The sequence below is a fragment of the Pseudomonas sp. UBA7500 genome, assembly GCF_002478435.1.
Lineage (GTDB): Bacteria > Pseudomonadota > Gammaproteobacteria > Pseudomonadales > Pseudomonadaceae > Aquipseudomonas > Aquipseudomonas palmensis.
The window spans coordinates 13,267-37,793 of sequence record NZ_DLNW01000001.1 but is presented as its reverse complement, the minus strand read 5'-3'; the positions used below and the strand labels follow the sequence as shown (position 1 = coordinate 37,793).

Annotated in this window: 20 protein-coding genes; 9 read left to right on the top strand and 11 right to left on the bottom strand. The window is 66.8% G+C overall.

The features are described from left to right. Position 1: 1 nt before the first annotated feature. From B4I46_RS00150 to B4I46_RS00115, 8 genes are all read left to right on the top strand, one after another. Positions 2-946, top strand: coding sequence for a DUF58 domain-containing protein (locus B4I46_RS00150; RefSeq protein WP_054916213.1), 945 nt, complete (start codon positions 2-4; stop codon positions 944-946). Next, the gene (locus B4I46_RS00145) at positions 943-1,437 is read left to right on the top strand and encodes a DUF4381 domain-containing protein (RefSeq protein ID WP_043864624.1); all 495 of its coding nucleotides are present in this window, start codon (positions 943-945) and stop codon (positions 1,435-1,437) included. Before B4I46_RS00150 ends, B4I46_RS00145 begins: the two co-directional genes overlap by 4 nt. Then, positions 1,430-2,506, top strand: a complete 1,077-nt coding sequence (locus tag B4I46_RS00140; protein ID WP_054916214.1) for a vWA domain-containing protein — start codon at positions 1,430-1,432, stop codon at positions 2,504-2,506. Before B4I46_RS00145 ends, B4I46_RS00140 begins: the two co-directional genes overlap by 8 nt. Then, positions 2,503-4,221, top strand: coding sequence for a vWA domain-containing protein (locus B4I46_RS00135; RefSeq protein ID WP_286897922.1), 1,719 nt, complete (start codon positions 2,503-2,505; stop codon positions 4,219-4,221). The genes B4I46_RS00140 and B4I46_RS00135 overlap by 4 nt, the downstream gene beginning before the upstream one ends. After that, complete coding sequence (locus B4I46_RS00130) at positions 4,218-5,840, top strand: BatD family protein (protein WP_088514246.1); 1,623 nt, start codon at positions 4,218-4,220, stop codon at positions 5,838-5,840. The genes B4I46_RS00135 and B4I46_RS00130 overlap by 4 nt, the downstream gene beginning before the upstream one ends. A gap of 92 nt (positions 5,841-5,932) precedes the next feature. Beyond that, a complete protein-coding gene (locus B4I46_RS00125) occupies positions 5,933-7,174 on the top strand; it encodes an exonuclease SbcCD subunit D C-terminal domain-containing protein (RefSeq protein WP_078479577.1) in 1,242 nt (413 codons plus the stop codon). Continuing rightward, positions 7,171-10,818, top strand: a complete 3,648-nt coding sequence (locus tag B4I46_RS00120; RefSeq protein ID WP_286897913.1) for an AAA family ATPase — start codon at positions 7,171-7,173, stop codon at positions 10,816-10,818. The genes B4I46_RS00125 and B4I46_RS00120 overlap by 4 nt, the downstream gene beginning before the upstream one ends. Further along, positions 10,815-11,408, top strand: coding sequence for a glutathione S-transferase (locus B4I46_RS00115; protein ID WP_196932519.1), 594 nt, complete (start codon positions 10,815-10,817; stop codon positions 11,406-11,408). The genes B4I46_RS00120 and B4I46_RS00115 overlap by 4 nt, the downstream gene beginning before the upstream one ends. Before the next feature lie 48 nt (positions 11,409-11,456). Here the strand turns inward: B4I46_RS00115 and B4I46_RS00110 are convergent, their stop codons facing one another. From B4I46_RS00110 to B4I46_RS00060, 11 genes are all read right to left on the bottom strand, one after another. Continuing rightward, on the bottom strand, positions 11,457-11,636 hold the full coding sequence (locus B4I46_RS00110) for a hypothetical protein (protein ID WP_043864631.1): 180 nt from the start codon (positions 11,634-11,636) through the stop codon (positions 11,457-11,459). 121 nt (positions 11,637-11,757) lie between these two features. Then, a complete protein-coding gene (locus tag B4I46_RS00105) occupies positions 11,758-12,876 on the bottom strand; it encodes a lactonase family protein (protein ID WP_286897905.1) in 1,119 nt (372 codons plus the stop codon). Continuing rightward, complete coding sequence (locus B4I46_RS00100) at positions 12,842-13,132, bottom strand: DUF5629 family protein (protein WP_058541348.1); 291 nt, start codon at positions 13,130-13,132, stop codon at positions 12,842-12,844. Before B4I46_RS00100 ends, B4I46_RS00105 begins: the two co-directional genes overlap by 35 nt. A 131-nt stretch (positions 13,133-13,263) precedes the next feature. Next, complete coding sequence (locus B4I46_RS00095; RefSeq protein WP_043864634.1) at positions 13,264-15,660, bottom strand: efflux RND transporter permease subunit; 2,397 nt, start codon at positions 15,658-15,660, stop codon at positions 13,264-13,266. Then, the gene (locus tag B4I46_RS00090; protein ID WP_229590342.1) at positions 15,657-16,664 is read right to left on the bottom strand and encodes a WD40/YVTN/BNR-like repeat-containing protein; all 1,008 of its coding nucleotides are present in this window, start codon (positions 16,662-16,664) and stop codon (positions 15,657-15,659) included. Before B4I46_RS00090 ends, B4I46_RS00095 begins: the two co-directional genes overlap by 4 nt. Before the next feature lie 241 nt (positions 16,665-16,905). Further along, positions 16,906-19,563, bottom strand: a complete 2,658-nt coding sequence (gene pepN / locus B4I46_RS00085; protein ID WP_286897898.1) for an aminopeptidase N — start codon at positions 19,561-19,563, stop codon at positions 16,906-16,908. Positions 19,564-19,575: 12 nt separating this feature from the next. Next, positions 19,576-20,406 (bottom strand): DUF2797 domain-containing protein, encoded by an 831-nt coding sequence (locus tag B4I46_RS00080; protein ID WP_058541350.1) that lies wholly within the window; start codon positions 20,404-20,406, stop codon positions 19,576-19,578. Further along, the gene (locus B4I46_RS00075) at positions 20,403-20,663 is read right to left on the bottom strand and encodes a YeaC family protein (protein WP_054916681.1); all 261 of its coding nucleotides are present in this window, start codon (positions 20,661-20,663) and stop codon (positions 20,403-20,405) included. The genes B4I46_RS00080 and B4I46_RS00075 overlap by 4 nt, the downstream gene beginning before the upstream one ends. 14 nt (positions 20,664-20,677) lie before the next feature. Further along, the gene (locus tag B4I46_RS00070) at positions 20,678-21,550 is read right to left on the bottom strand and encodes a rhomboid family intramembrane serine protease (RefSeq protein ID WP_100633146.1); all 873 of its coding nucleotides are present in this window, start codon (positions 21,548-21,550) and stop codon (positions 20,678-20,680) included. Continuing rightward, positions 21,547-22,521: a metallophosphoesterase gene (locus B4I46_RS00065; RefSeq protein WP_173925093.1), complete on the bottom strand. Its 975-nt coding sequence runs from the start codon at positions 22,519-22,521 to the stop codon at positions 21,547-21,549. Before B4I46_RS00065 ends, B4I46_RS00070 begins: the two co-directional genes overlap by 4 nt. Next, positions 22,518-23,408: an NAD(+) kinase gene (locus B4I46_RS00060; RefSeq protein WP_043864641.1), complete on the bottom strand. Its 891-nt coding sequence runs from the start codon at positions 23,406-23,408 to the stop codon at positions 22,518-22,520. Before B4I46_RS00060 ends, B4I46_RS00065 begins: the two co-directional genes overlap by 4 nt. 134 nt (positions 23,409-23,542) lie before the next feature. Here B4I46_RS00060 and B4I46_RS00055 point away from each other — a divergent pair, with 134 nt between their 5' ends. Further along, positions 23,543-24,487, top strand: coding sequence for a DUF1853 family protein (locus tag B4I46_RS00055; protein ID WP_043864665.1), 945 nt, complete (start codon positions 23,543-23,545; stop codon positions 24,485-24,487). Positions 24,488-24,527 lie beyond the last annotated feature (40 nt).

Genomic DNA, 24,527 nt, shown 5'->3' with positions numbered 1-24,527 from the left:
CATGCCTCTTTCAGCGCAGGCCGAGCCCGGCATCCGCATCGGCCTTTCCGAGCTGATCGAGATGCGTCATCGCGTGCGCGAGGTGCAGCTGTTCTCCGCCCCCGGGCAACGCAGCCCGCTGGTGGGCCTGCATCACTCGCGCCTGCGCGGGCGCGGCGTGGACTTCGACCAGGTGCGCGTTTACCAGGCCGGCGACGATGTGCGCAACATCGACTGGCGAGTCACCGCCCGCACCCAGGAACCCCACACCAAGCTGTTCCACGAAGAGCGCGAGCGGCCCATTTTCATCCTGGTCGAACAGAGCCGACGCCTGTTCTTCGGCTCCGGGCTGATGTTCAAGTCGGTACTTGCCGCCCAGGCCGCCGCCCTGATCGGCTGGGCCGCGCTGGGCCACAACGACCGCATCGGCGGCCTGGTGTTCGGCGACAACGAGCACTATGAAATCAAGCCACGGCGCAGCAAGCAGAGCCTGCTGCAACTGCTCAACCGCCTGGCGCGGGTCAACCAGTCGCTGCACACCGAGGCCCAGCCCCAGGGCGACAACCTCAACATCGCCCTGCGCCGCGCCCGCGAAGTGCTGCGCCCGGGCAGCCTGGCCATCGTGATCTGCGACGAACGCGCGCTCACCCCCGGGGTGGAGCAACAGATGAGCCTGCTGGCGCGCCACTGCGACCTGCTGCTGCTGCCGGTGTCCGACCCACTCGACCACGCCCTGCCCGCCGCCGGCTTGTTGCGCTTTGCCCAGCGCGGCGCACAGCTGGAGCTCGATACCCTGGATGCCAACCTGCGCAAGAGCTATCGCCAGCAGAGCGAGGCACGCATCGAACGCTGGGAACTGCTGGCCCAGAAACTGCGCGTGGTGCTGATGCCCTTGAGCACGCAGAGCGAAATGATCGAGCAACTGCGCGAATACCTCGACCCGCAACGCTCGGGTAAAAGCCGATGAACCCACTGGACGCACTGCAACCGCTGATCGCCCCCGCCCCCATCGGCGCGTGGCCGCCCGCGCCGGGCTGGTGGGTGCTGCTGGCATTGCTGCCCGTGCTCGCCTGGGGCCTGTGGCGGCTGCGTCACTGGCGCCCGCGCAAGGCTCCGCTGCCACGCGCCGAACAACCGCTGGAACCGATCCGCATCGCCGCCCTGGCAGAGCTGGCGGCGCTGCCCAAGCCCTACGACGGCGCACCGGCCGGCGCCTGGCTGCAGCAGATCAACGCCCTGCTCAAACGCCTGTGCCGCAACCACTACCCCGACAGCCACAGTCACACCCTCAACGGGCGCAAGTGGTTGGCGTTTCTCGACAACCGCTGCCCGGCCGCCGGCCTGACCCGCTGGATGGTACTGGTGGAAGGCGCCTACAAGCCCGAGTGCCGGCTTGACGACAAGGCCATCGCCGGGCTCAACCAGGCGGTCGACACCTGGATTCGCAAACATGTTTGAACTGGCCTGGCCGTGGGTCTTCGCGCTGTTGCCGCTGCCGTGGCTGGCCCGCCTGCTGCTGCCGGCCGCCGACAGCGGCGAACCGGTGCTCAAGGTGAGCTTTCTGGACGAACTCGAAGGCCTGGCCGGGCGCCGCGCGCGGCTCAACCTGCCGACCTGGCGCCAGCAGGCGCCGTTCGTGCTGGTGTGGCTGCTGTTGCTGTGCGCCGCCGCGCGCCCGCAATGGCTGGGCGAGCCGCTGCCGGTGGCCGCCAGTGGGCGCGACCTGCTGGTGGCGGTGGATGTATCCGGCTCGATGGACTTCCCCGACATGCGCTGGGACGACGAGGACGTCAGCCGCCTGACCCTGGTCAAGCAACTGATGGGCGACTTTCTGCAAGCGCGTGAAGGCGACCGCGTGGGGCTCATCCTGTTCGGCAGCCAGGCCTACCTGCAGGCCCCGCTGACGTTCGACCGACGCACCGTGCGCAGCTTTCTCGACGAGGCGCAGATCGGTATCGCCGGCAAGAACACCGCCATTGGCGATGCCATCGGCCTGGCGGTCAAGCGCCTGCGCATGCGCCCTGCGCAAAGCCGCGTGCTGATTCTGCTGACCGATGGCGCCAACAACGGCGGGCAGATCCACCCGCTGACCGCCGCGCGCCTGGCCGCCCAGGAAAGCATCAGGATCTACACCATCGGCATCGGCGCCGACCCGGACGAAACCGGCACCGCCGGCATGCTCGGGCTCAACCCGAGCCTGGACCTGGACGAAGCCTCGCTCAGGGAGATCGCCGAGGTCACCCACGGCGCCTACTTCCGCGCCCGCGACGGCAACGAACTCAACGCCATCGGCCAGACCCTCGACCGCCTCGAGCCGGTAGCCCAGCAACCGACCCAGGCGCGTACCGCGCATGCCCTGTACAGCTGGCCGCTGGCCCTGGCGCTGGGCCTGAGCGTACTGCTGGTGGTGCGCGATCGCTGGCCCGACAACCTGCTGCAACGCCTGCTGCGCCGGCCGCACTTTCTGCAGCCGCACCCCGAATGGCGCGAGCGCCTCAAGCGCCTGCGCCTGCGGAGGCGTCGATGATCGAGCTCTGGCCCCAATGGTTGCGCCCGGCCTGGCTGTTGCTGCTGCCGCTGCTCGGCTGGCTGCTGTGGAAGCTGTGGCACCGGCAAAAGCGCGCCGGACGCTGGCAGATGATCCTGCCCGCGGCGTTCCATGCCGTGCTGCTGGGCGGCGGCAATGGCCGCGACAGCAAGCTGCCGTGGATCGCCCTGGGCCTGGCCTGGCTGCTGGCCGTGCTGGCCCTGGTCGGCCCCAGCTGGGAGCGCCTGGAAGAGACCCGCCAGCGCGCCGCCGACCCGCTGGTGGTCATGCTCGAACTGACCCCGCAGATGCTCGCCGACGACACCCCGCCCAACCGCCTGCAGCAGGCCAGGCGCAAGCTGCTCGACCTGCTCGAACACCGCCGCGACAGCCAGACCGCGATCATCGTGTATGCCGGCAGCGCACACACCCTGGTGCCACTGTCCGACGACCTGGCCACCAGCCGCAACCTGCTCGACGCCCTGGACCCCGCCATCATGCCGCAACCTGGTCAGCGCGCCGACCTGGCGGTACGCAAGGCGCTGGCACTGCTGGCCCAGGGCGCGCTGGGCCAGGGGCGCCTGCTGCTGATCGGCTCCTCGCTCAGCCCGCAGGAACGTCAGGGCATCACCCAGGCACTGGGGCGTCATGGTCCCAAGCTGCTGATGCTGGGCGTGGGCACCCCCGAAGGCGCGCCGGTCAGGCAGACCAACGGCGAATACCTCAAGGACGCGGACGGGGCAATCCTGGTTCCGCGCCTGGACAGCGCCGAGCTCAAGGCCTTCATCAACAGTACCGGCGGGCGTTACCGCAAGGCGCGCATCGACGACCTCGACCTGCGCGGCCTGGGCCTGTTCGACAATCCCCAGGCGCTGCGCGCCGACGGCCAGACCCTGCAACTGGACAGCTGGGCCGACCAGGGCTACTGGCTGCTGATCCCGCTACTGCTGCTGGCCGCGTGCGCTGGCCGGCGTGGCTGGCTGTTCTGCCTGCCGCTGCTGCTCGGCCTGCTGCCGCAACCGAGCTACGCCTTCACCTTCAACGACCTGTGGCTGCGTCCCGACCAGCAGGGCCAGCGCCTGCTCGAACAGCAGCGTCCGGCCGAGGCCGCCCGCCACTTCGAAGACCCGCAATGGAAAGGCATGGCGCTGTACCAGGCTGGCGACTATGCTGGCGCCGCCCGTGAATTCGCACGGGCCAGCAGCGCCAGCGCCCATTACAATCGCGGCAATGCCCTGGCCCGCAGCGGCGAACTGGAGGCGGCCGTGGATGCCTGGGAGCAGGCCCTGGAGCTGGAGCCCGAGCTGGAAGCGGCCCAGGCCAACAAGGACCTGGTAGAGCAAATGCTGCGCCGCCAGCCCGAACAGCCCCAGCAACCGCCGGCCACCGAAGACCCGCCTCAGGGCCGGCCCGACCTGCCGACCGATTCGGCCAGCAACGGCCAGCAATCGAACAGCAGCGACAGCAGCCAGGGCGATGCCAAGGCCGGCGCCGGCGAAGACACCGCCACCGCGCCAGAGCACGCGCACAACGCCAGCGAGCCGCCGGACGAAGACACCACCCGGCCACCGCAGCGCCCCGTCGACAGCACCCTGGATGCCGAGCAGCGCCAGGCCCTGGAACAATGGCTGCGCCAGATCCCGGACAACCCGTCCGAGCTGTTGCGCCGCAAGTTCTGGTACGAACAGCAACTGCATCAGGAAAACCCCAAATGATCCGCGTCTGCGCCCTGGTTTTCAGCTTCTTGTTCGCCCTGCAGGTGCAGGCGGCGACGCTGCTCGCCAGCGTCGACCGCAGCCGCCTGATCGCGGGCGAAACCCTGGAGCTGACCCTGGAAATCGAAGACGTGACCCAGTTCGGCAAGCCCGACCTGACCCCGCTGCAGGCCGACTTCGAAGTGCGCGACACGCGCCAGGTCAACAGCCTCAAGAGCCTCGACGGCCAGACCCAGGCCAATACCCGCTGGATCATCACCCTGCGCCCGCGCCAGAGCGGCACGGTCCAGGTGCCGGTGCTGCACCTGGGCGAGGCGCAGAGCCAGCCGGTGACGTTGCAGGTACTGCCGGCCGAGGCGGCCAGCGACATCAGCCAGGCGCCGGTGAGCATCGATGCCAGCCTGGACGCAGACAGCGTGTACGTGCAGGCCCAGGCCGTACTGACCCTGCGCATCTACCACTCGGTGTCGCTTTACGATGACAGCAGCCTCAGCCCGCTGGTGATCGCCAATGCCCGGGTCGAACCGCTGGGCGAGTCGCGCACCTATGAAAAACTGATCAACGGCGTGCGCTTTGGCGTGATCGAGATGCGCTACGCGATCTTCCCCCAGCAAAGCGGCGCACTGAGCATACCCGCCCTGACCTTCAGCGCCACCAGCGCCGACGAGCCGGCCCAGGGCGACAGCGGCGCGGCACGTGGCAAGCAGGTACGGGTCAGTTCCACGCCGCTGCCCTTGCAGGTGCTGCCGATACCGGCCGAGTACCCCGCTGACCAGCCGTGGCTGCCGGCACGCAGCCTGAGCCTTGAGGAACGCTGGAGCCCGGACCCGGCGCAGACCCCGACCCAGATCGGCGACTCGCTGACGCGCAGCGTGATCCTCAGCGCCGACGGGCTGTCCAGTGCGCAACTGCCACCGCTGCCCGCCACCGAAGTCAACGGCCTGCGCCGATACCCGGATCAGCCGCAACTGCGTGAAGAGGTCAGCGAACGCGGGCTGGTAGGCCTGCGCGAGGAACGCGAGGCGCTGGTGCCGACCCACAGTGGCGCACTGGAACTGCCGAGCCTCGAGGTGGTGTGGTGGAACACCCGCGAACAGCACGTGGAGCGCACCAGCCTGCCGGCGCGCGGGTTGAAGATCGAAGACAACCCGGCCCTCACGGCAGACACCCCGGCCAGCGTCGTCAACCTCGAGAACCGGCCGCTATGGCCGTGGCAACTGAGTACGCTGCTGCTGGCCCTGACCACCCTGCTCGGCTTCGCCCTGTGGTGGCGCGCACGCTCGCAGCCGGCGGTAATGCGTGCGGCGCAGAGCGGGCCGAGCCCGCGCACCCTGCTCGACGACCTCAAGCGTGCCTGTCAGGCCAACGACCCGCAGGCCACCCGCCAGGCGCTGGATGCCTGGGCCCGCCAGCAGCCCGAGACCCTGGCCGAGATGGCGGCGCGCTTCGTGCCGCTGTCGGATGCGCTGGACGGGCTCAACGGCGCGCTGTACAGCGAGAGCGGGCAATACTGGCAGGGCGATGAACTGTGGCGGGCGATCGGCACCATTCCCGCAGCCGAACAGGCGCAGCCGAGCGCCGCCGAGAACGGCAGCTTGCCGCCGCTCTATCCCAAATAACGCGGCGCCTGCGCAGGGGCTATCGCAGCCCCCAAAACCTGCCACCCGCGTTACCATAGCCGGCTACCGGCTCGACCTTCACGGGACTTCCAATGCGTCTGTTTCACACCTCCGACTGGCACCTGGGGCAAACCCTGCATGGCCAGGAGCGCGACTTCGAACATGCCTGCTTTCTCGACTGGCTGCTCGGCCAGCTCAAGCTGCGCCAGCCTGACGCGCTGCTGATCGCCGGCGACATCTTCGACACCGTCAACCCGCCGGTCAAAGCGCAGGAGCGCCTCTACGACTTCATCGTCCAGGCCCACGAACAGCAGCCCAGGCTGAACATCGTGATGATCGCCGGCAACCACGACTCCGGCTCGCGCATCGAATTGCCCGCACCGCTGATGCGCCGTCTCAGGACCTACGCCCTGGGTCGCGTGCACTGGCTCGACGACGGCCAGCTCGACAGCGAGCGCCTGCTGGTGCCGCTGACCAACGCCAAGGGCAAGGTGACCGCCTGGTGCCTGGCCCTGCCCTTCCTGCGCCCGGCCGAAGTCACCGGTGCGCACCTGGGTGACGACTACCTGCGCGGCATCGGCCAGGTGCACGAATGGCTGATCGAGGCCGCCCTCAAGCAACGCAAGCCTGGCCAGGCGCTGATCGCCGTGAGCCACGCACACATGGCCGGCGGCTCGGTATCGGAAGACTCCGAGCGCAGCCTGATCATCGGCAATGCCGAGGCCCTGCCCGCCAGCCTGTTCGGCAGCCAGATCAGCTACGTTGCCCTGGGCCACCTGCACAAGCCGCAGAAGGTCAACCGCGAAGACCGCATCCGCTACAGCGGCTCGCCGATTCCGCTGTCGTTCTCCGAAATCGGCTATCAGCACCAGATCCTCGAAGTCGAACTCGACGGCGCCACCCTGACCAGTGTCGAACCACGCCTGATACCGCGTGCCGTGCCCCTGCAACGCCTGGGCCCGGCGCCGCTGGTGGAGATTCTCGAACAACTCGGGCAACTGCCCCAGGTCGACCTGCTCGACGACCCGCAGCGCCAGCCCTGGCTGGAGGTGCGGGTGCGCCTGGACGAACCGCAGCCCGACCTGCGCCAGCAGCTCGAAGCCTGCCTGCAAGGCAAGGCCGTGCGCCTGGTACGCATCGCCGCCGAATACGCCGGCACCGGCGCCAGCGACGGCGAGGATGACACCCGCCTGATCGAGCTGGGCCAGCTCAGCCCCCACGACCTGTTCAGCCGTGCCTGGGAACAGGCCTACGGCACCAGCGTCGACGAACAGACCCTGGCCGACTTCGCCCTGCTGTTGCAGGACGTGCAGCAGGAGGAGGAACAGCCATGAAGATTCTTGCCATTCGCCTGAAGAACCTCGCCTCCCTGGCCGGCCCGTTCGAGATCGACTTCACCTGCGAGCCGCTGGCCAGCGCCGGCCTGTTCGCCATCACCGGGCCGACCGGGGCCGGCAAGAGCACCCTGCTCGACGCCTTGTGCCTGGCGCTGTTCGGCGCGGTGCCGCGGCTGAACAACATCGGCCGCGAGACCAAGCTGCCCGAGGTCGACAGCGAAATACTCACCAGCGACCCGCGCACCCTGCTGCGCCGCGGCACCGGCAGCGGCTTTGCCGAAGTCGACTTCGTCGGCATCGACGGGCGCCATTACCGCGCCCGCTGGGAAGCCAACCGCGCCCGTGACAAACCCACCGGCAAGTTGCAGGGCAGCCGCCAGAGCCTGCACGACCTGGACAGCAACCAGTTGCTGAGCAACCAGAGCAAGCGCGAATACGAGCAGATGATCGAGGCCCGCCTGGGCCTGAACTTCGAACAGTTCACCCGCGCCGTGATGCTGGCGCAGAGCGAATTCAGCGCGTTCCTCAAGGCCGACGACAAGGAACGCAGCGAACTGCTCGAAAAGCTCACCAACACCGCCATCTACAGCCAGCTGGGCCGGCGCGCCTACAGCAAGAGCAAGGAGGCCGAAGAGGCGCACAAGGCGCTCACCGACCAGGCCCAGGGCGTGATGCCGATGGCCGACGAGGCACGCGCCGAGCTCGACCAGCGCCTCGCCGAGGCGCAGCGCCAGCTCAAGGCCGAACAGGCCCGCCTGCGCCTGCTCGAACAGCAGCGCAGCTGGTTCGCCGAACTCAAGCAGCTGCAGGACCAGCAGGCCGCCGCCAGCGAGCAGTTGCACAGCGCCCAGCAACAGTGGGCGCAGTTGCAGGGCGAACGCCTGAACCTGAGCCGCCTCGAACAACTCGCCCCGCAGCGCCATCAGTTCGCCCGCCAGCGGGAACTGGCCAGCCAGCTCAGCCCACTGGCAGCGAGCATCCAGCAGCAACGCCAGCAGCAGGCCGAGTTGCAGCAACGCCTGCAGCAGCTTGAACAGGCGCAGCAAGCCGCCGGTGAGCACCTGGCCACAGCCCTGGCCCGGCAGACCGAATGCGCGCCGCTGCTGCGCCAGGCCTTCGCCGAGCAGCAGACGCTGGCGCGCCTGGAGCAGGAACTTGACCAGCGCAACGTTCAATGTCAGCAGGCCGAGCAAGCCAGTCGCCAAGGCCAGCAGCAGATCCAGGCGCTGATCGAGCGCCAGCAGCTCACCCACCAGCGCCTGGCCCAGGTCGACGAGCAGTTGAGCCAGAGCGCTCACCTGGCCAGCATCGGTGATGCCTGGAACGCCTACCGCGCCCAGTTGCAGCAACTGATGCTGGTCGGCAACCGCCTCAGCCAGGGCCGCGAGGAACTGCCCGGCCTGCAGCAGCGCGCCGATGAATGCGCACGCCAGTTGCAGGCACACCGTGAAAGCCTGGCCCTGCTCTACCACGAGGCCGGCGCCGAGCCCGAGGCGCTGGCCGAACAGATCGACCTGCTCGGCACCCTGCTGCAGGACAACCGCAAGCAACAGCGCGCCGTCGAAGAGCTGTCCCGCCTGTGGGCCAGCCAGCAGGAGCTCACGCAACGCGCCCAGGCCCTGCGCGAGCGCCAGCAGGCGGCCCAGCAACAGCGTGAAGGCCTGATCGCCGAAGGCCTGCAGGGCAAGACCGAGCTGACCGCCGCCGAACAGGCCCTGCAGGTCACCCGCCAGGTGCTCGAACGTCAGCGCCTGGCCCGCAGCGCCAGCGTCGAGGAACTGCGCGCGCAGTTGCAGGACGACCAGCCCTGCCCGGTGTGTGGCAGCCAGGAGCACCCCTATCACCAGCCCGAAGCCCTGCTGCAAAGTCTCGGCCGGCACGACCAGACTGAAGAGGCCGGCGCCCTGCAGGCGGTGGAGGCGCTCAAGCTCAAGCTCGACGAACTGCGCAGCACCCTGGGCGGCGTGAATGGCCAGATCAAGGAGTACCTGCACCAGCAGGAACAACTGGCCGTCCAGCAGCAGGCACTGGCTCCTGGCCTGGAGGCGCACGCGCTGTATGCGCAACTCTCGGCACAGGATGTGGGCGAGCGCTCGGCCTGGCTGGAGCATCAGCTACGCCGCCTGAACGACGACATCGCCCGCGACGAGCAACGCCTCGCTACCCTGCTGACCCTGCAGAAAGATGCCGCCCGTGTGCAGCAGCAGGTGCAGGCGAGCGCCGAGGCGAACCAGCAGGCCGCGCACCACCTGAGCCAGCAACAGCATGCGCTGCAGGCCGACGACGAACACCTGGAGCAGGCGCTGGCCGGCTTCGCCACGCTGCTGCCAGGCGACATTCTCGACGCCTTGCGCCAGGAGCCCGCCGCGACCTTCCTGCAACTGGACCAGCAACTGGCCCAGCGCCTGGAGCTGCTGGACCGGCAAAAGGACGAGCAGCAGGAAAACGCCGAGCGTCAGCAGCAGCTTGAAAAGACCCAGGTGCAGCAACAGGCGCTCGAACTCAGCCATCAGGCCGTGCAGCAACAGGTCGATGCACTGCGCACCCAGCAGCAACAGGCCCGCGACGCCCTGACCGCGCTGATTGGCGAGCATGCCGGTGCCGAGCACTGGCAGCAGCACCTGGAGCAGCAGGTCGAGGCAGCGCGCAGCACGCAGGCAACGACCGGCCAGCAGTTGCAGCAGGCCCAGGCCCAGGCCATCGAACGGGCGGCCGAACTCAAGGCAGACGAACAGCGTCTGGGCGCCCTGGAGCAGGAAAGCCAGCAGCTCGACCACGCCATCGGGCAATGGCGCCAGGGTCACCCGGAACTCGACGATACCGGGCTGGACCAGCTGCTGACGGTGGATGACGAGCAGGTCAGTCAACTGCGCCAGCGCCTGCAACAGGCAGAAAAGGCCATCGAGCAGGCCGGCGTGCTCGTCGCAGAGCGCGAACAGCGCCTGCAGCAGCATCAGGCCCAGGCCAGCGGCGAGGTACCCGCCGAGCAGCTGGAGCAGGCGCTGAGCGAGCTGCAGCAACACCTGGTGATCAGCGAACAGCAGTGCGCCGAACTGCGCGCCGAGCAGGCCGACGACCAGCGCCGGCAACTGGCCAACCAGGCCCTGGCCGAGCGCATCGCCCAGGCCTATGCCCAGTGGCAGCGCTGGGCACGCCTGAACGCGCTGATCGGCTCGGCCACCGGCGACGTGTTCCGCAAGATCGCCCAGGGCTACAACCTCGATCTGTTGGTGCACCACGCCAACGCCCAGTTGCGCCAGCTGGCACGGCGCTACCGGCTCAAGCGTGGCGGCAGCGCGCTGGGGCTGCTGGTACTGGATACCGAGATGGGCGACGAACTGCGTTCGGTGCACTCGCTGTCCGGCGGCGAGACCTTCCTGGTGTCGCTGGCACTGGCGCTGGGCCTGGCCTCGATGGCCTCGAGCACCTTGCGCATCGAGTCGCTGTTCATCGACGAAGGCTTCGGCAGCCTCGACCCGGAGTCGCTGCAACTGGCCATGGACGCGCTGGATGGCCTGCAGGCCCAGGGCCGCAAGGTGGCGGTGATCTCCCACGTGCAGGAAATGCATGAGCGGATCCCGGTGCAGATCCAGGTGCGGCGCCAGGGCAATGGGTTGAGCACGGTGGAGGTCAGCGGATGATCCTGTATTCGTTCCGCCGCTGCCCCTACGCGATGCGTGCGCGCATGGCCTTGCGCTACGCCGGTTGCCCGGTGCAGATCTGCGAAGTGAGCCTGAAGGCCAAGCCGGCCGACATGCTGGCGCTGTCGCCCAAGGGCACGGTGCCGGTGTTGAGCGTGGACGGTGAGGTACTGGAGGAAAGCCTGCAGATCATGCACTGGGCGCTGGCCCGGCATGATCCGCAAAACTGGGCGCTGCGGGACGACCCGAACGCAGCGCAGCAGGCCACGCAACTGATCGAGCGCAATGACACGCTGTTCAAGCAGCAGCTCAATCACTACAAGTATGCCGAGCGTTACCCGGAGCAGTCGCGCGAGACGTATCGTGCGCTGGCCGAGGCGGTACTGCTGGACCTGGAACAGCGCCTCGAGCGGCAGGCCTACCTGGTGACGGCGCACCCGAGCATCGCGGACGTGGCGCTGATGCCATTCGTTCGCCAGTTTGCCGGGGTCGAGCCGGACTGGTTTGCCACAGCGCCCTACCCGCGCTTGCGCGTGTGGTTGCAGGGGTGGCTGGAGTCGGCGCTGTTCAAGGCGATCATGGCACGCTGACCAGCGAAGGGGCCGGTACTGACGCTACAAGGTCAGCACCGGAAACGATCAGTGCTGGACCTTGTGATCCAGCGCCGCATAGAAATTCGCGCTTTGCTGCAGGTACTTCTGGGTGTAGCTCGGGGTGGAGGATTTTTTCTCGCGGATCTCGACCTGGGCGCCGGCAGGCAGCACCACGGAGGCAGAAATGGCCGAAGCCGCGATAACCGAAAAAAGATTGAAGTTCATGGCAATGCCCTCGAAAGCGTCAGGTTGAAGTGGCCGGTTGGGCCGTGGTTCAAACCTACGCCGCTGCCGGCGCACTGAAAAATTCATTGCGCCAGTAGCGAATATCAAGGCGATTGATAGTTCAGTCGACGAACTTGAGGTCCGAAGGCGATTGCAGTGCCAGCGTCTGCACCACCTCGCCCAGCAGGCCGGTCTGCGCATCGCGCCGGATCACCACGATCTGGTTGCTCTGCTGGTTGCCGACCAGCACGTAGCCCCCGGTCGGGTCCAGGGTGAACTCGCGCGGGTGATCACCCTCCACCGAACGGCGCTGCACCTGGCGCAGGCTGCCATCCTGACGGTCGATGGCGAACACGATCAGTTCGTTGCGGGTGCCGCGGTTGCTCACGTACACGAAGCGCCCGTCGGCGGACACATGCACCGCGCTGGCCGCCTTGGCCGCGGCATCGGCCTGTTCGGTCAACGGCAGGATCTGGCGCTGGCTCAGGGTGCCGTCTTGGTAGTCGAACACCACCAGCTGTGCACTCATTTCCAGGGTCAGGTAGGCATGCTTGCCGTTTGGACCGAACGCCAGGTGACGCGGCCCGCTGCCCGGCGGCAGGACGACCGGGGTTGCCGCGCCCAGTGGCCGGGTCGGGGTCTGGGGCTGGTAGCGGTAGCCGATCACCTGGTCGGCGCCAAGGTCGCTGGCAAACAGGTATCGCCCGTCCGGGGACGGCACCACCGAATGCACATGCGGCCCGGCCTGGCGCTCGGGGTTCACCCCGCTGGCCACATGGCGCACCTGCTGCACCGACGCCGACAAACGGCCACCGGCGGCGACCGGCAACACGCTGAGGCTGCCGCCCGGCTCAGGCTTGACGCCGTAGTTGGCCACGAACAGATAACGCCCATCCAGGCTCAGGCTCGAGTGGGTCGGTTCGTCACCGTCGCTGGACACCTGGCTCGACAGGCTCAGTTCACCGCTGTCATGCGCCCGGGCAAAGCTGCTGACCTGGCCCTGGCCGTCACCGTTCTCGTTCACCGCGAACACGTTGCGCCGGTCCGGCGACAGCGTCAGCCAGGACGGGTTGCTGCTTCTGAGCACTTGCAGGGGCGTGGGGTCGAGCTGGCCGCGCTGGCTGTCGAAGCGGTAGCGGTAGATCCCGTCATGGGTGCCCACCAGCAGTTCATGGCCATGGGCGTTGAGCGTCAGCGCCATGGCACTAGCGGTCAGCAGGGACATCAGCTGGCGTTTCATCGTCGTCCTCTTCAGAAGCGCGCAAGGCACTCATGCAGACTAGTTGATGCTCGCCCGTGTCGTCGCTGAGCTGCCAGTGCTCGCCGGCAAGCGTCGCGTTGCCGATCTGCTCGGGGCTGAACTGCCATTTCTTCAACGCACGGCCGTCCATCAATTCGATGCGCAGGCCCGTATCGTCGAAGGTGAAGTCGAATGCGTGCAGGCCATCGATCAACAGCATGTCGCAGGATTCAAGGGCTTGGGCAAGGGTGGTCATGGGGGGTATCCCTGATTAAACACGCATGATACCCCAACCTTAAAAGCATCGCGGGTCAAGCCCGCTCCTACAAGGACCGCGGTAGTCATTGTGGGAGCGGGCTTGACCCGCGATGAAAACGACGCAGTGTGTCAGTGCGCGAAAATCGACTTGCTCTGGGTGCCCGCCATCTTCTCCGGCTTGATCAGGAAGCGTGCCAGCGCCGGCAACAGCCACAGCGCACCGAACATGTTCCACAGCAGCATGAAGGTCAGCATCAGGCCCATGTCGGCCTGGAACTTGATGGCCGAGAAGATCCAGGTGCACACCCCGATCGCCAGGCACAACCCGGTGAACAGCACCGCCTTGCCGGTGGAGCGCAGCGTCTGGTAGTAGGCCTCCTGCAACGGCAGGCCGGCGCGCAGGAAGCTCTCCAGGCGGCTGTAGATGTAGATCCCGTAGTCCACGCCGATGCCCACGCCCAGCGCCACCACCGGCAAGGTCGCGACCTTGACGCCGATGCCCATGAACGCCATCAGCGCGTTGCCCAGCACCGAGGTCAGCACCAGCGGCAGCACGATGCACAGGGTGGCAGCAAACGAGCGGAAGGTGATCATGCACATCACCGCCACGCACAGGTACACCAGGATCAGGATGGTCAGCTCGGCCGACCGGATCACCTCGTTGGTGGCCGCCTCGATCCCTGCGTTGCCCGCCGCCAGCAGGAACTCCAGGCCCTCCTGGTCATGCTCGGCAGCGAATGCCTTGACCGCATCCACCACGCGGTCGAGGGTCTCGGCCTTGTGGTCGTTGAGGAACACCAGCACCGGCGCCAGCGAGCAGTCGGCGTTGTACAGGCCCTCGGCACGCGACACCGAGGTGTTGAGGATGTCCGGGTTGCGCGACAGGCTTTCCCATTTCAGGTTGCCCTCGTTCATGCCCTTGATCATCTGCTTGGACACGGTCACCAGCGAGATCGCCGACTGCACCCCGGGGGTGTTCTCCATCTTCCACATCAGCTCGTCGACCGGCGCCATGGTCTTGTACACCGAGCAGCCTTCGGTCGGGGTCTTGACCATCACCACCAGCACGTCGGAGCTGGTGGAGTAGTTGTCGATGATGAAGGCGTTGTCCTTGTTGTAGCGCGAATCCGGACGCAGCTCCGGCGCACCCTGGTCGAGGTCGCCGATCTTCAGGTTCTGGCTGTACCACAGGCCGCCACCGAACATCGCCAGCGCCAGCAGCACCGACACCGGCGCCACCTTGGGGCTGGCGAAGCTGGACAGCAGGCGCCAGAACGGATGCTCGCGGGTCGCATCCTTCTTGCTGCGTTCGATGGCCTTCTTGCTGATGCCCACATAGGAGATCGCCACCGGCAGCAGGATCAGGTTGGTGAACACGATCACCGCCACGCCGATCGAGGCACCGATGGCCAGTTCACGGATGACCCCGATGTCGATGATCAGCAAGGTGATGAAGCCCACCGCATCGGCCAGGATGGCGATCATGCCCGGCAGGAACAGCTGGCGGAAGGTACGCCGCGCCGCAGTCAGCGCGTTCTCGGCCTCGCTGGACTGCAAGGCGATGCCGTTGATCTTCTGCACCCCGTGGGAGATGCCGATGGCGAAGATCAGGAACGGCACCAGCATCGAATACGGGTCGAGCCCGAAGCCCACCGCGTGCATCAGCCCCAGTTGCCACACCACCGCCACCAGGGTGGTGATGAGCACGGCAATGGTGCTGCGGATGCACCAGGTGAACCAGTACAGCAGCACCCAGGTGATCACCAGGGCGATGCCGAAGAACATCACCACCATCATCAGGCCGTCGATCAGGTCGCCGACCTTCTTGGCAAAGCCCACGATGTGGATCTTGACGTTGGGGTTCTGCGCCTCGAACTTGTTGCGGATCAGGTCTTCGAGCTGGTGCGAGAACGCCTGGTAGTCGAGCTTGATCTGGCGCCCCGGGTCGTTGGGGTCGGGGTAGGATTCGAGCAGCGGCACATCGACGATGCTCGACTTGAAGTTGTTGGCCACCAGCCGGCCGACCTGACCGGACTTGAGCACGTTGTTGCGCAGTTGCTCCAGGCTGTCGGGCGAACCGTCGTAGGTCTGCGGGATCACCTCGCCACCGGCGAAGCCCTCCTCGGTCACCTCGGTCCAGCGCACGCTGGGGCTCCACAGCGACTTGAGCGCCGAACGATCGACGCCAGGAATGTAGAACACCTCGTCGTGGATCTGGCGCAGGGTCTCCATGTACGCCTTGCTGAAGATGTCACCGTCCTTGGCCTCCACCGAGATCCGCACGGTGTTGCCCAGGTTGGCCAGGTCGTTGCGGTGCTCGATCATGTTCTGGATGAACGGATGCTCCAGCGGGATCATCTTCTCGAAGCTGGTGGACGGGCGAATCAGCATGGCCTGCCAGAACAGGAACAGGCTCACCAGCACACAGATGCCGATCACCGCCGGGCGGTTGTTGAATATCAGGCGCTCGAGCAGGCTCGCCTTGTCCTGGTTGTGCTGCATGTTGAACGACTCCTGACTGCTCATGGTTGCGCCCTCGCGGCGCCGGTGGCGGTAGCCAGGCGTGCCCCGCCCTGGCCGACCAGGATCAGCTGCCCATCGGCCTGGCCGCTCACGCCCGAAAGGGCGATACGGTCGGGCCGGTTGAACACGCTGAAGCTCTGGCCGTCATCGGTGCTGCGCAACACGCTGCCGCCGTTGCCCACCAGCACCAGGCTGCCGTCTTCGAGTAGCGTAGCGCTTGCCAGGCCGAATTCGAGCGCACCGCGCTCGCCCTGGAGCGCGATGGCCTGCCAGGTGCTGCCGAAATCGCTGGAACGGTACAGGTTGCCGCGCAGGCCGTAGACCAGCAAGGTATCGGCGCGGGCGGTACCGATCGCTCCGAACAGCGAGCCCTCGTAGGGGCCGTCGAGGTGTTCCCAGGTCTGCCCGGCATCGCGGGAGCGGAACATGCTGCCCTGCTCGCCCACGATGAACAGGCCCGCGTCCTTCACGGCAGCGATGCCGTTGAGGTGATACTGATCGGGGTTGTCGAGGCGCTCTGCGACGTCCTGCCAGTGCGCGCCGCCGTCGGTGGTTTCGAACAGGCTGCCATAGGCCCCCACGGCCAGCCCGTGCCGGGTGTCCTGGAACCAGACATCCAGCAGCGGGGATTCGCGGGACGGGTCTTCGAACTGTTTGCTCCAGGTGGCGCCGCCGTCGCTGCTGGCGAGGATCTGCGCATCATGGCCGACCGCCCAGCCGTGCTTGGCATCGGCGAAGTACACGGCAGTGAGCAGTTGGCGGCTGGGTACGCGGGCCTGGGTCCAGCTCTGGCCCTGGTCGTCGGAGAAGAGGATATGCCCGCGTTCGCCCACCGCCACCAGGCGCGGCCCGGCCTTGGCGATGTCGATCAGCAGGCTGTGGGAGGCCTTGTTCGAGGTCTGTGAATACACCGTCTGCGGTGTCGGGCCGTCATCGGCAGCCCCGGCGGTTGCGGCGAACAGCCCCAGGCCCAGGCTCAGCAAGACGCTGGCCGTGAATACATTCATAGTCCTCTCCCACATTATTGTTATTCGGTGCTACTGGCGGGGCTGGAAGCGGCAATCTAGAGCCCCGCGAATGCTGGCCTCAAGCTAGCAGGCTTTGGAAATGGATGACAACGTACAACGCGTTATGTTTTGTTAAGCGCGGCCTCTGGATCGTGGATGTCGCGTTGTCCTCCCGCACCTTCATCATAAAAAAGGGGGCTGCCCCGAAAAGGCCAGCCCCCTGTTCAACCTGCCCTCAACCTCAGGCCAGGCTCTTGCTCACCACCTCGAACACATCGCTGGACAACCCGCCCGAGCCGCGAATGCGCTCCAGCTCGGCCTTCATCAGCGCCTGGCGCGCGGCATCGTACTTGCGCCAGCGGGTCAGCGGCGCCAGCTGGCGCGAGGCGATCTGCGGGTTGAAGCCGTTCAGTTCGATCACCAGGTCCGCCAGGAAGCGATAACCCGAGCCATCGGCCGCATGGAAGTTGACCAGGTTCTGCCCGGCGAACGCACCGATCAACGCGCGCACCTTGTTCGGGTTCTTCAGGGTGAACGCCGGGTGCTCCATCAACCCACGCACTCGCGCCAGGCCGCCCGGCAACGGGCTACCCGCCTGCACGCTGAACCACTGGTCCATCACCAGCGGGTTGTCCTTGAAGTGCTCGGCAAAGCTTTGCAGGGCCCTGGCGCGCTCGTCCTGGAACGGCGAATTGACCAGCACGGCCAGTGCGGTCAGGCGTTCGGTCATGTTGTCGCACGCCTCGAACTGCTCGAGCGTCGCCTCCAGCACCTGCGCCCGGCCCGTGAGCATCAGGTACGACAGCGCGATGTTCTGCAGGCTGCGCCGGGCAAAGTGCTCGGCCTCGGCCACATAGGCGGTTTCGCGCGAGACCGCACGGTTGGCCTGGTAGCGCGCCCACAGCGCGTCGAACAGCTGCTCGGCCAGTTGCTGGCGGGCAAAGTCGCGGGCCGCGTGAATCGCGTCCACATCGGCCACTTCGCTGATTTCGGTGAGGTAGGCCTCACTCGGCAGCGAGAGCATTTCGGCGACCATGGCCTGGTCGAGTGCCTCGTTGGCCAGCACGCTGCCCAGGGCAGTGACCAGGCGCTGATCGAGCACCAGGGCTTCACCGCGCTGATGCTGCGCGATCAGTTCCTGCAAGACCTGAACCGACAGTTGCTGGCCGGCTTCCCAGCGATTGAAGCCATCGCTGTCATGCTGCATCAGGAACATGAGTTGGTCGCGGTCGTACGGGAAGCTCAGCTTGACCGGCGCACTGAAGCCGCGCAGCAGCGACGGCAACGGCCTGGCGGCCACGTCGACGAAGGTGAAGGTCTGCTCGGCCTCGGTCACCGACAGCACCCGCGTGGTCGCGCCCGCCTGCGTTTCGCCTTGCAGGCGCAGGGCAATGTCGTTGCCCTGGGCATCGAGCAGGCCCAGTTCGACCGGGATCACGAACGGCTGCTTCTCGACCTTGTCCGGGGTTGCCGGGCAGCTCTGGCTGAAGGTCAGGCTGTAGGTCTGGGCAGCGGCGTCGTACGCCTCGCTGACGTTCAGGCGCGGCGTGCCGGCCTGGCTGTACCAGCGCTTGAACTGGGTCAGGTCGACGCCGTTGGCGTCTTCCATGGCCTTGATGAAGTCGTCGCAGGTCACGGCCTGGCCGTCATGGCGTTCGAAGTACAGGTCGCTGCCCTTGCGAAAGCCTTCGGCACCCAGCAGCGTGTGCACCATGCGTACCACTTCCGAGCCCTTCTCGTACACGGTCAGGGTGTAGAAGTTGGAAATCTCGATGAAGCTGTCCGGGCGCACGGCGTGGGCCATGGGGCCGGCGTCTTCGGCGAACTGGTGGGTACGCAGGTAGGCCACGTCCTCGATGCGCTTGACCGTGCGCGAGTTCATGTCGGCGCTGAACTCGGAATCGCGGAACACCGTGAAGCCTTCCTTGAGCGACAGCTGGAACCAGTCGCGGCAGGTCACGCGGTTGCCCGACCAGTTGTGGAAGTACTCGTGGGCCACCACCGCCTCGACCCGCTGGTGCGCGGCATCGGTGGCGGTCTCGGCACGCGCCAGCACGCAGCTGGAGTTGAAGATGTTGAGGCCCTTGTTCTCCATGGCGCCCATGTTGAAGTCGTTGACCGCCACGATCATGAAGATGTCCAGGTCGTATTCGCGGCCATACACCTCTTCGTCCCAGCGCATGGATTTCTTCAGGCTGACCATGGCGTGCTGGCACTTGTCGATGTTCTCCGGCTCGACATAGATGCGCAGGGTCACGTCGCGCCCCGACTGGCGGGTGAAGGTGTCTTCGACACACCACAGGTCGCCGGCCACCAGTGCGAACAGGTAGGCCGGTTTCTTGAACGGGTCTTCCCAGGTGGCCCAGTGCCGACCGTCCTGCTGCGGCCCGCTGCCGATGGGGTTGCCGTTGGACAGCAGGACCGGGTAGCGATGCTGCTCGGCGATCACCGTGGTGGTGAAGGTGCTCATCACGTCCGGGCGGTCGAGGTAGTAGGTGATCTTGCGAAAGCCCTCGGCCTCGCACTGGGTGCAGAACATGCCGCCGGACTTGTACAGGCCCTCGAGCGCGGTGTTGGTCTCGGGGTGGATCTTCACGCTGGTGTCGAGGGTGAAGCGCTCGGCAGTGGGCTGCAGGGTCAGGTGGCTGTCGTCGAGCTGGTAGTCGTCAGCGCCCAGCGGCTGGTCGTCCAGCGCCACGCTGAGCAGTTCCAGCTGCTGGCCGTCGAGCACCAGCGCCGGCAGGCCGGCACCGCGCGCCGGGTTGCGGCGCATGACCAGCTGCGCGTGGACCAGGCTGTGGTCCTCGAACAGTTCGAAGGTCAGGTGCGTCTCGTCGATCAGGTACTCGGGTGCCTGATAGTCCTTGAGGTAGATCACTTGCGGCTGTTCGGTACGCATGTGGCGGTCCTTTTACTGATGCACGGCCAGCTGGTAGGCCGTGTACTTGCGAATATTGATCACGCCGGTATCGAAAATCAGGTACTGGCCCTTGATCCCCAGCAGGGTGCCTTCGGCGACAGGGTTCTTGTCCAGGTTGAAGCTCACGATCTTGCTCGGGTACGCCTCTACCGGGTAGCGGATTTCAATCGGCTCGACGTCGGTCAGCGGCTGGATCGCCTGCAGGCCGAAGCGGTCCTGCAGGCCCTTGAAACCTTCACTGCAGCTGTCGAACAACTGCTCGCGCACGGCCACCAGGTCGACCGCCTCGGCGTTGCCCTTGAGCAGTGCGCGCCAGTTGGTGCGGTCGGCCACCTGGCTGCGGAACAGGTCCTCGACCAGCCCGGACTGCTGCCGGGTGGCCACCCGCACGATCGGCAGGGCCTGGCTGGCGCCCTGGTCGAGCCAGCGCGTGGGCAGCTGGGTGGCGCGGGTGATGCCGACCTTGATACCCGACGAGTTGGCCAGGTACACCACGTGGTCGGTCATGCAGAACTGCTCGCCCCAGGCCGGGTCACGGCAGGTGCCGTGCTCGTAGTGGCAGCGCTCGGGGCTCATGATGCAGGTGTCGCATTGCGCCAGCCTGGTCATGCACGGGTAGCAGTAACCCTGGCTGAAGCTGGTCTTGGTCTTGCGCCCGCAGTGGGTACAGTGGATCGCGCCCAGGTATTCGAGACGCACGGTCTTGCCCAGCAGGGGGTTGACCGGCACTTCGACGTCGCCCAGGCGAAACGCATATTGCACGACCGGCTGCTCGAGGCGCGCCGTCATCTTGCTGATGGAACCACGGCCGAGTTCGATCAATGGATCGCGTCCGACTTGAACAGGATGTTGGGCACCGGCGCAGACTTGGAGGCGCATTCCTGCGGGCCCATGTAGCCGGTACGCTGGTCTTCGGGCAGGTTCTGCATCTCCCAGGCGATCACGGCCTGCAACGACAGCTCCTTCTGCTCGGCGGTGAGCTTGCGCCCGTCGGACCATTTGCCGATTTCCACGGCCAGTTTCAGGCTGGCGTAGATCTCCGGGGTGATGTTTTCGATCATTTGCGCAAAAGTGGACATAGCGTCTCCAAAAATCAAGCTGACAGTTTACGCCGGGCCAGTGCCCCGCCCAAGAGCCCGCTGAGGCAGCCGACCAACAGCCCACCCACGTGGGCGGCGTTGGCGATCGCGCCGAAGCCGAGCAGGGTGATCAACCCGGACAGGCACAGCAGCAGCCATACCAGCATCATCACCAGCACGCCACGTGGCATGCGATACACCGGGTTCGGCGCCAGCCACTGGTACAGCCAGATGTGCCCGAGCAGGCCGTACAGCACCCCGGACAAGCCGCCGAACAGGCTGGGCCCGCCGAACACGAACTGCGCCACGTTCGACACCAGGCTGAACAGCAGGGTCAGCGACAGCAAGGCCAGGGTGCCCTGACGCAGCTCGATGCGCCGCCCCAGCTCCCAGTACCACAGGCCGTTCATGGCCAGGTGCAGGATGCCGAAGTGCACCAGCATCGGGCTGAACAAGCGCCACCACTGGCCTGCATCGAGGCTGGTCAGCAACGGGGTGAAATACAGGTAGTCGCCCTGTACGCGAAAATCCAGGAAGGTCAGCCAGCTCAAGGTGGCGAAGTTGTCGCCCAGGCCGGTCAGTGCCGCCACCACCACGCACAGCAGCAACACCGCTGCAGTGGCCTTGCTGGCCTTCGCCTGCGCGGCCAGGCTCGGGCGCGGTGGGGCCGGGGGCTGCGCCAGGGGCGGCAGTTGCACATCGGCATTGCCCTCCGGATAGCGCTGGTACAGCTGGCGAACATCTTCCACCAGGTAGTCGGCGGTCCACAGTACCTGCTCCTCGCCCTCCTCCGAGACCCGGTGCGGCACCTGCAGGCGCTTGAGCAGCTCGACAAAGCCGCTGAGGTCGACGCTCAGGGGCAGGCGCATCACCATTGCCGCACTCATTGACTGGCCTCCGGCCGTTCGACATCCACCCATACGAACTTGTGCGGGTCGATGCGGGTTTCATCATCCAGCCGATAGGCCACCAGCTTCCCGTAGAGCACCGCACTGTAGTCCAGGCACGCCAGGTTGGCGCGGATGGGTGCGGGCCGGCCGCTGCGCCAGTAATGGCCGACGAACAGCAGCGGCTCGTCGTCACCGTAGCGCAGCAGCGCGTTCTTCTGGCTGCGACTGAGCGGAGCATTGGCCACTTCGGCCGGCAGCGCATCGGGCTGGAACACGATATCGCCGTAGGTCTGCGGGTCTTCCTCCCAGAACTTGGTGCGAAAGAATGCGCGGGTCAGGCCGTCGCCGCCGGTCAGGGTGAGGCCGTCGGGCAGGCGCATGTCGGTGCCGCGCAGCAGCCGGTTGCACACGGTGTGGGCAAAGCTGCCGGCCACGGCCGAGGCCTGCACGAAATGCTCGTCGATGCGCCCGTCCGGATGCTGCTGGCGCAGCGGCTCGATCAGGCGCGCGTCCCAGCAGGCATGTACCACGCGAAAGCGTCCGGCATCGATGAACAGCGGCAGCTCGTAGAACCAGCCGAGAAAGTCGTGCCAGTCGTGGGGGTGGTCGGCGAACTGGGTCAGTGTCTCTTCGATCAGCCGCGCATGGCGCGGGTTGTGCTCGCGCACGAACTGCTTGCCGCTGCCCGGTAGCGCCGGCGTGGTCCAGCCCAGTGCGCTGAATTCGTGGTTGCCCATGATGCAGTGGGCCTGACCGGCTTCGACCATGTCGTGCACGATGTGCAGGGCCTCGCGAATGCGCGGGCCGCGGTCGATGATGTCGCCAAGGAAGATCGCCTGACGCTGCGCATGCCGCCACACCCCGCCCTGACGCTTGTACCCCATGGCGTCGAGCAGACGCTCCAGGGTGTGGGCACAGCCGTGGACATCGCCGATCAGGTCGTAACTGCGCGCGGGATCGAGCATCAGTCGCCTCCACCACCCAGACGGCTGCCCCAGCCGAGCTTGGTCCGGCAGACCTCGTAGTAGTTGTGGTCCAGCGGGTGGATCAGGCGCAGCTTCTGCGGCTTCTTGTTCACCGTGATGGTGTCGCCGGGGGCACAGGTGAAATGGTTCTGGCCATCGCACGAGACTTGCGGGTACAGCTGCAGGTCACGCGATACCACGATCTTCAGCTCGCTGTTGCCATCGACCACGATCGGGCGTCCCGACAGCGTGTGCGGGTACATGGGCACGATCACGATGGCGTCGAGCTTGGGGTGCATGATCGGTCCGCCGGCCGACAGCGCGTAGGCGGTCGAGCCGGTCGGTGTGGCGACGATCAGGCCGTCGGCCTTCTGGCTGCACACGAACTGGCCGTCGATGTAGATCTCGAACTCGATCATGCGGTTGGACTTGCCAGGGTGCAGCACCACGTCGTTGAGCGCGTCGCCCTGGCCGATGGCCTCGCCGTGGCGGCGGACTTCGGCCTGCAGCAGGAAGCGGTTTTCCACCAGGTAGTGGCCGTCGAGCACTTCGGCCACCTTGACCTCGAGCTCGTCGGGGCGAATGTCGGTGAGAAACCCCAGGCTGCCGCGGTTGATGCCCAGTACCGGGATGTTGTGGCGCGCCAGTGCGCGGGCGGCGCCCAGCAGGCTGCCGTCGCCGCCGACCACGATGACCATGTCGCACACCTCGCCCAGCAGCTTGCGCGAGGAGGTCTGCAGGCCGTGGCCGGGCAGCACGTCGGCGATGGTGTCCTCGAGGATCACGTGCAGGTGCCGCTCGAGCAGGAATTTTTTCAGTCGGCGAATGGTATCGAGCACCTGCGAACTGCCAAGGCGGCCGATGATACCGATATTGCGAAATTGCTCCATGGGGCTCCTGCGGGGCACTGCGGCGTTGAATGGGCCGGTTGGCCAAAGCGTTGATTATGGGCGAAAGCGCCGGGCAGCGGCAAACGCCGCAGTTTTTTGCACAAGGCGCCGGGGCGGGCGGCTATGCTCGCAGGATGATGCCCTTTACAGACCTTTGCGACCTGCCCAACCGCCTGCGCCAGCCCCCGGTGCGGGACCTGGCGTGGGTAATCCTTGCGCCCCCCATGCTCGCAGTGACGCCCTGGCCGCAACGCCACCCGTTGGCCGGCAGCGACTGGGTGGCCGCACCGGCGCTGCTGCGCGACTGGCTGCTGGCGCTGGACCACGACAGCCGTGACCTGCAGGCCTGGCTGGCACAGGCCGCCAGCCGGCGCCTGGGGTTGTACTACGAGCGGCTGTGGCAGTTCGCGTTGCGCCATGCTCCGGGGGTGGAGCTGCTGGCGGCCAACCTGCCGATCCGCGACGGCGGGCACACCCTGGGCGAGCTGGACATCCTGCTGCGTGACCGCGACGGGGTGCATCACCTGGAGCTGGCCATCAAGCTGTACCTGGGCCCGCAGCACGGTGACGGGCGCAACCCGGCGCAGTGGCTTGGGCCGGGCTGCCATGACCGGCTGGACCGCAAGCTGGCGCACCTGAACGACCATCAACTGCCGATTTCGGCGCGGGCCGAGGGGCGCGAGGCGCTGGCGGCGCTGCACATAGACAGCTTCACGGCTCAGCTTTGGCTGGGCGGGTATCTGCTGTATCCATGGCCGGGGACGGCGCAGCCTCCAGCGGGTGCGCACCCGCAACACTTGCGCGGGCGCTGGCTGCATCAGCGCGACTGGGCCCGGTTTGCGGCGCAGGCCGACCCCGGGCGCTGGCAGCCGTTGCCGCGCCAGGCATGGCTGGCGCCGGCGCGGTACACGCAGGAGCAGGCCTGGGGCACGGAACAGTTCCAGGCCTGGCTGCAAGCGCTGGACCCGATGGCCCCCGCGCAGTTGCTGGTGCGGCTGGTGCCTGGGGATAGCGGGGATTGGGTAGAGGCTCAACGCTTGTTTCTGGTGGCCGATGCCTGGCCGAACCTGGCGGGTTAGCATGCACTGGCTGGACCGGCCCCCACATGAACGTACGCCC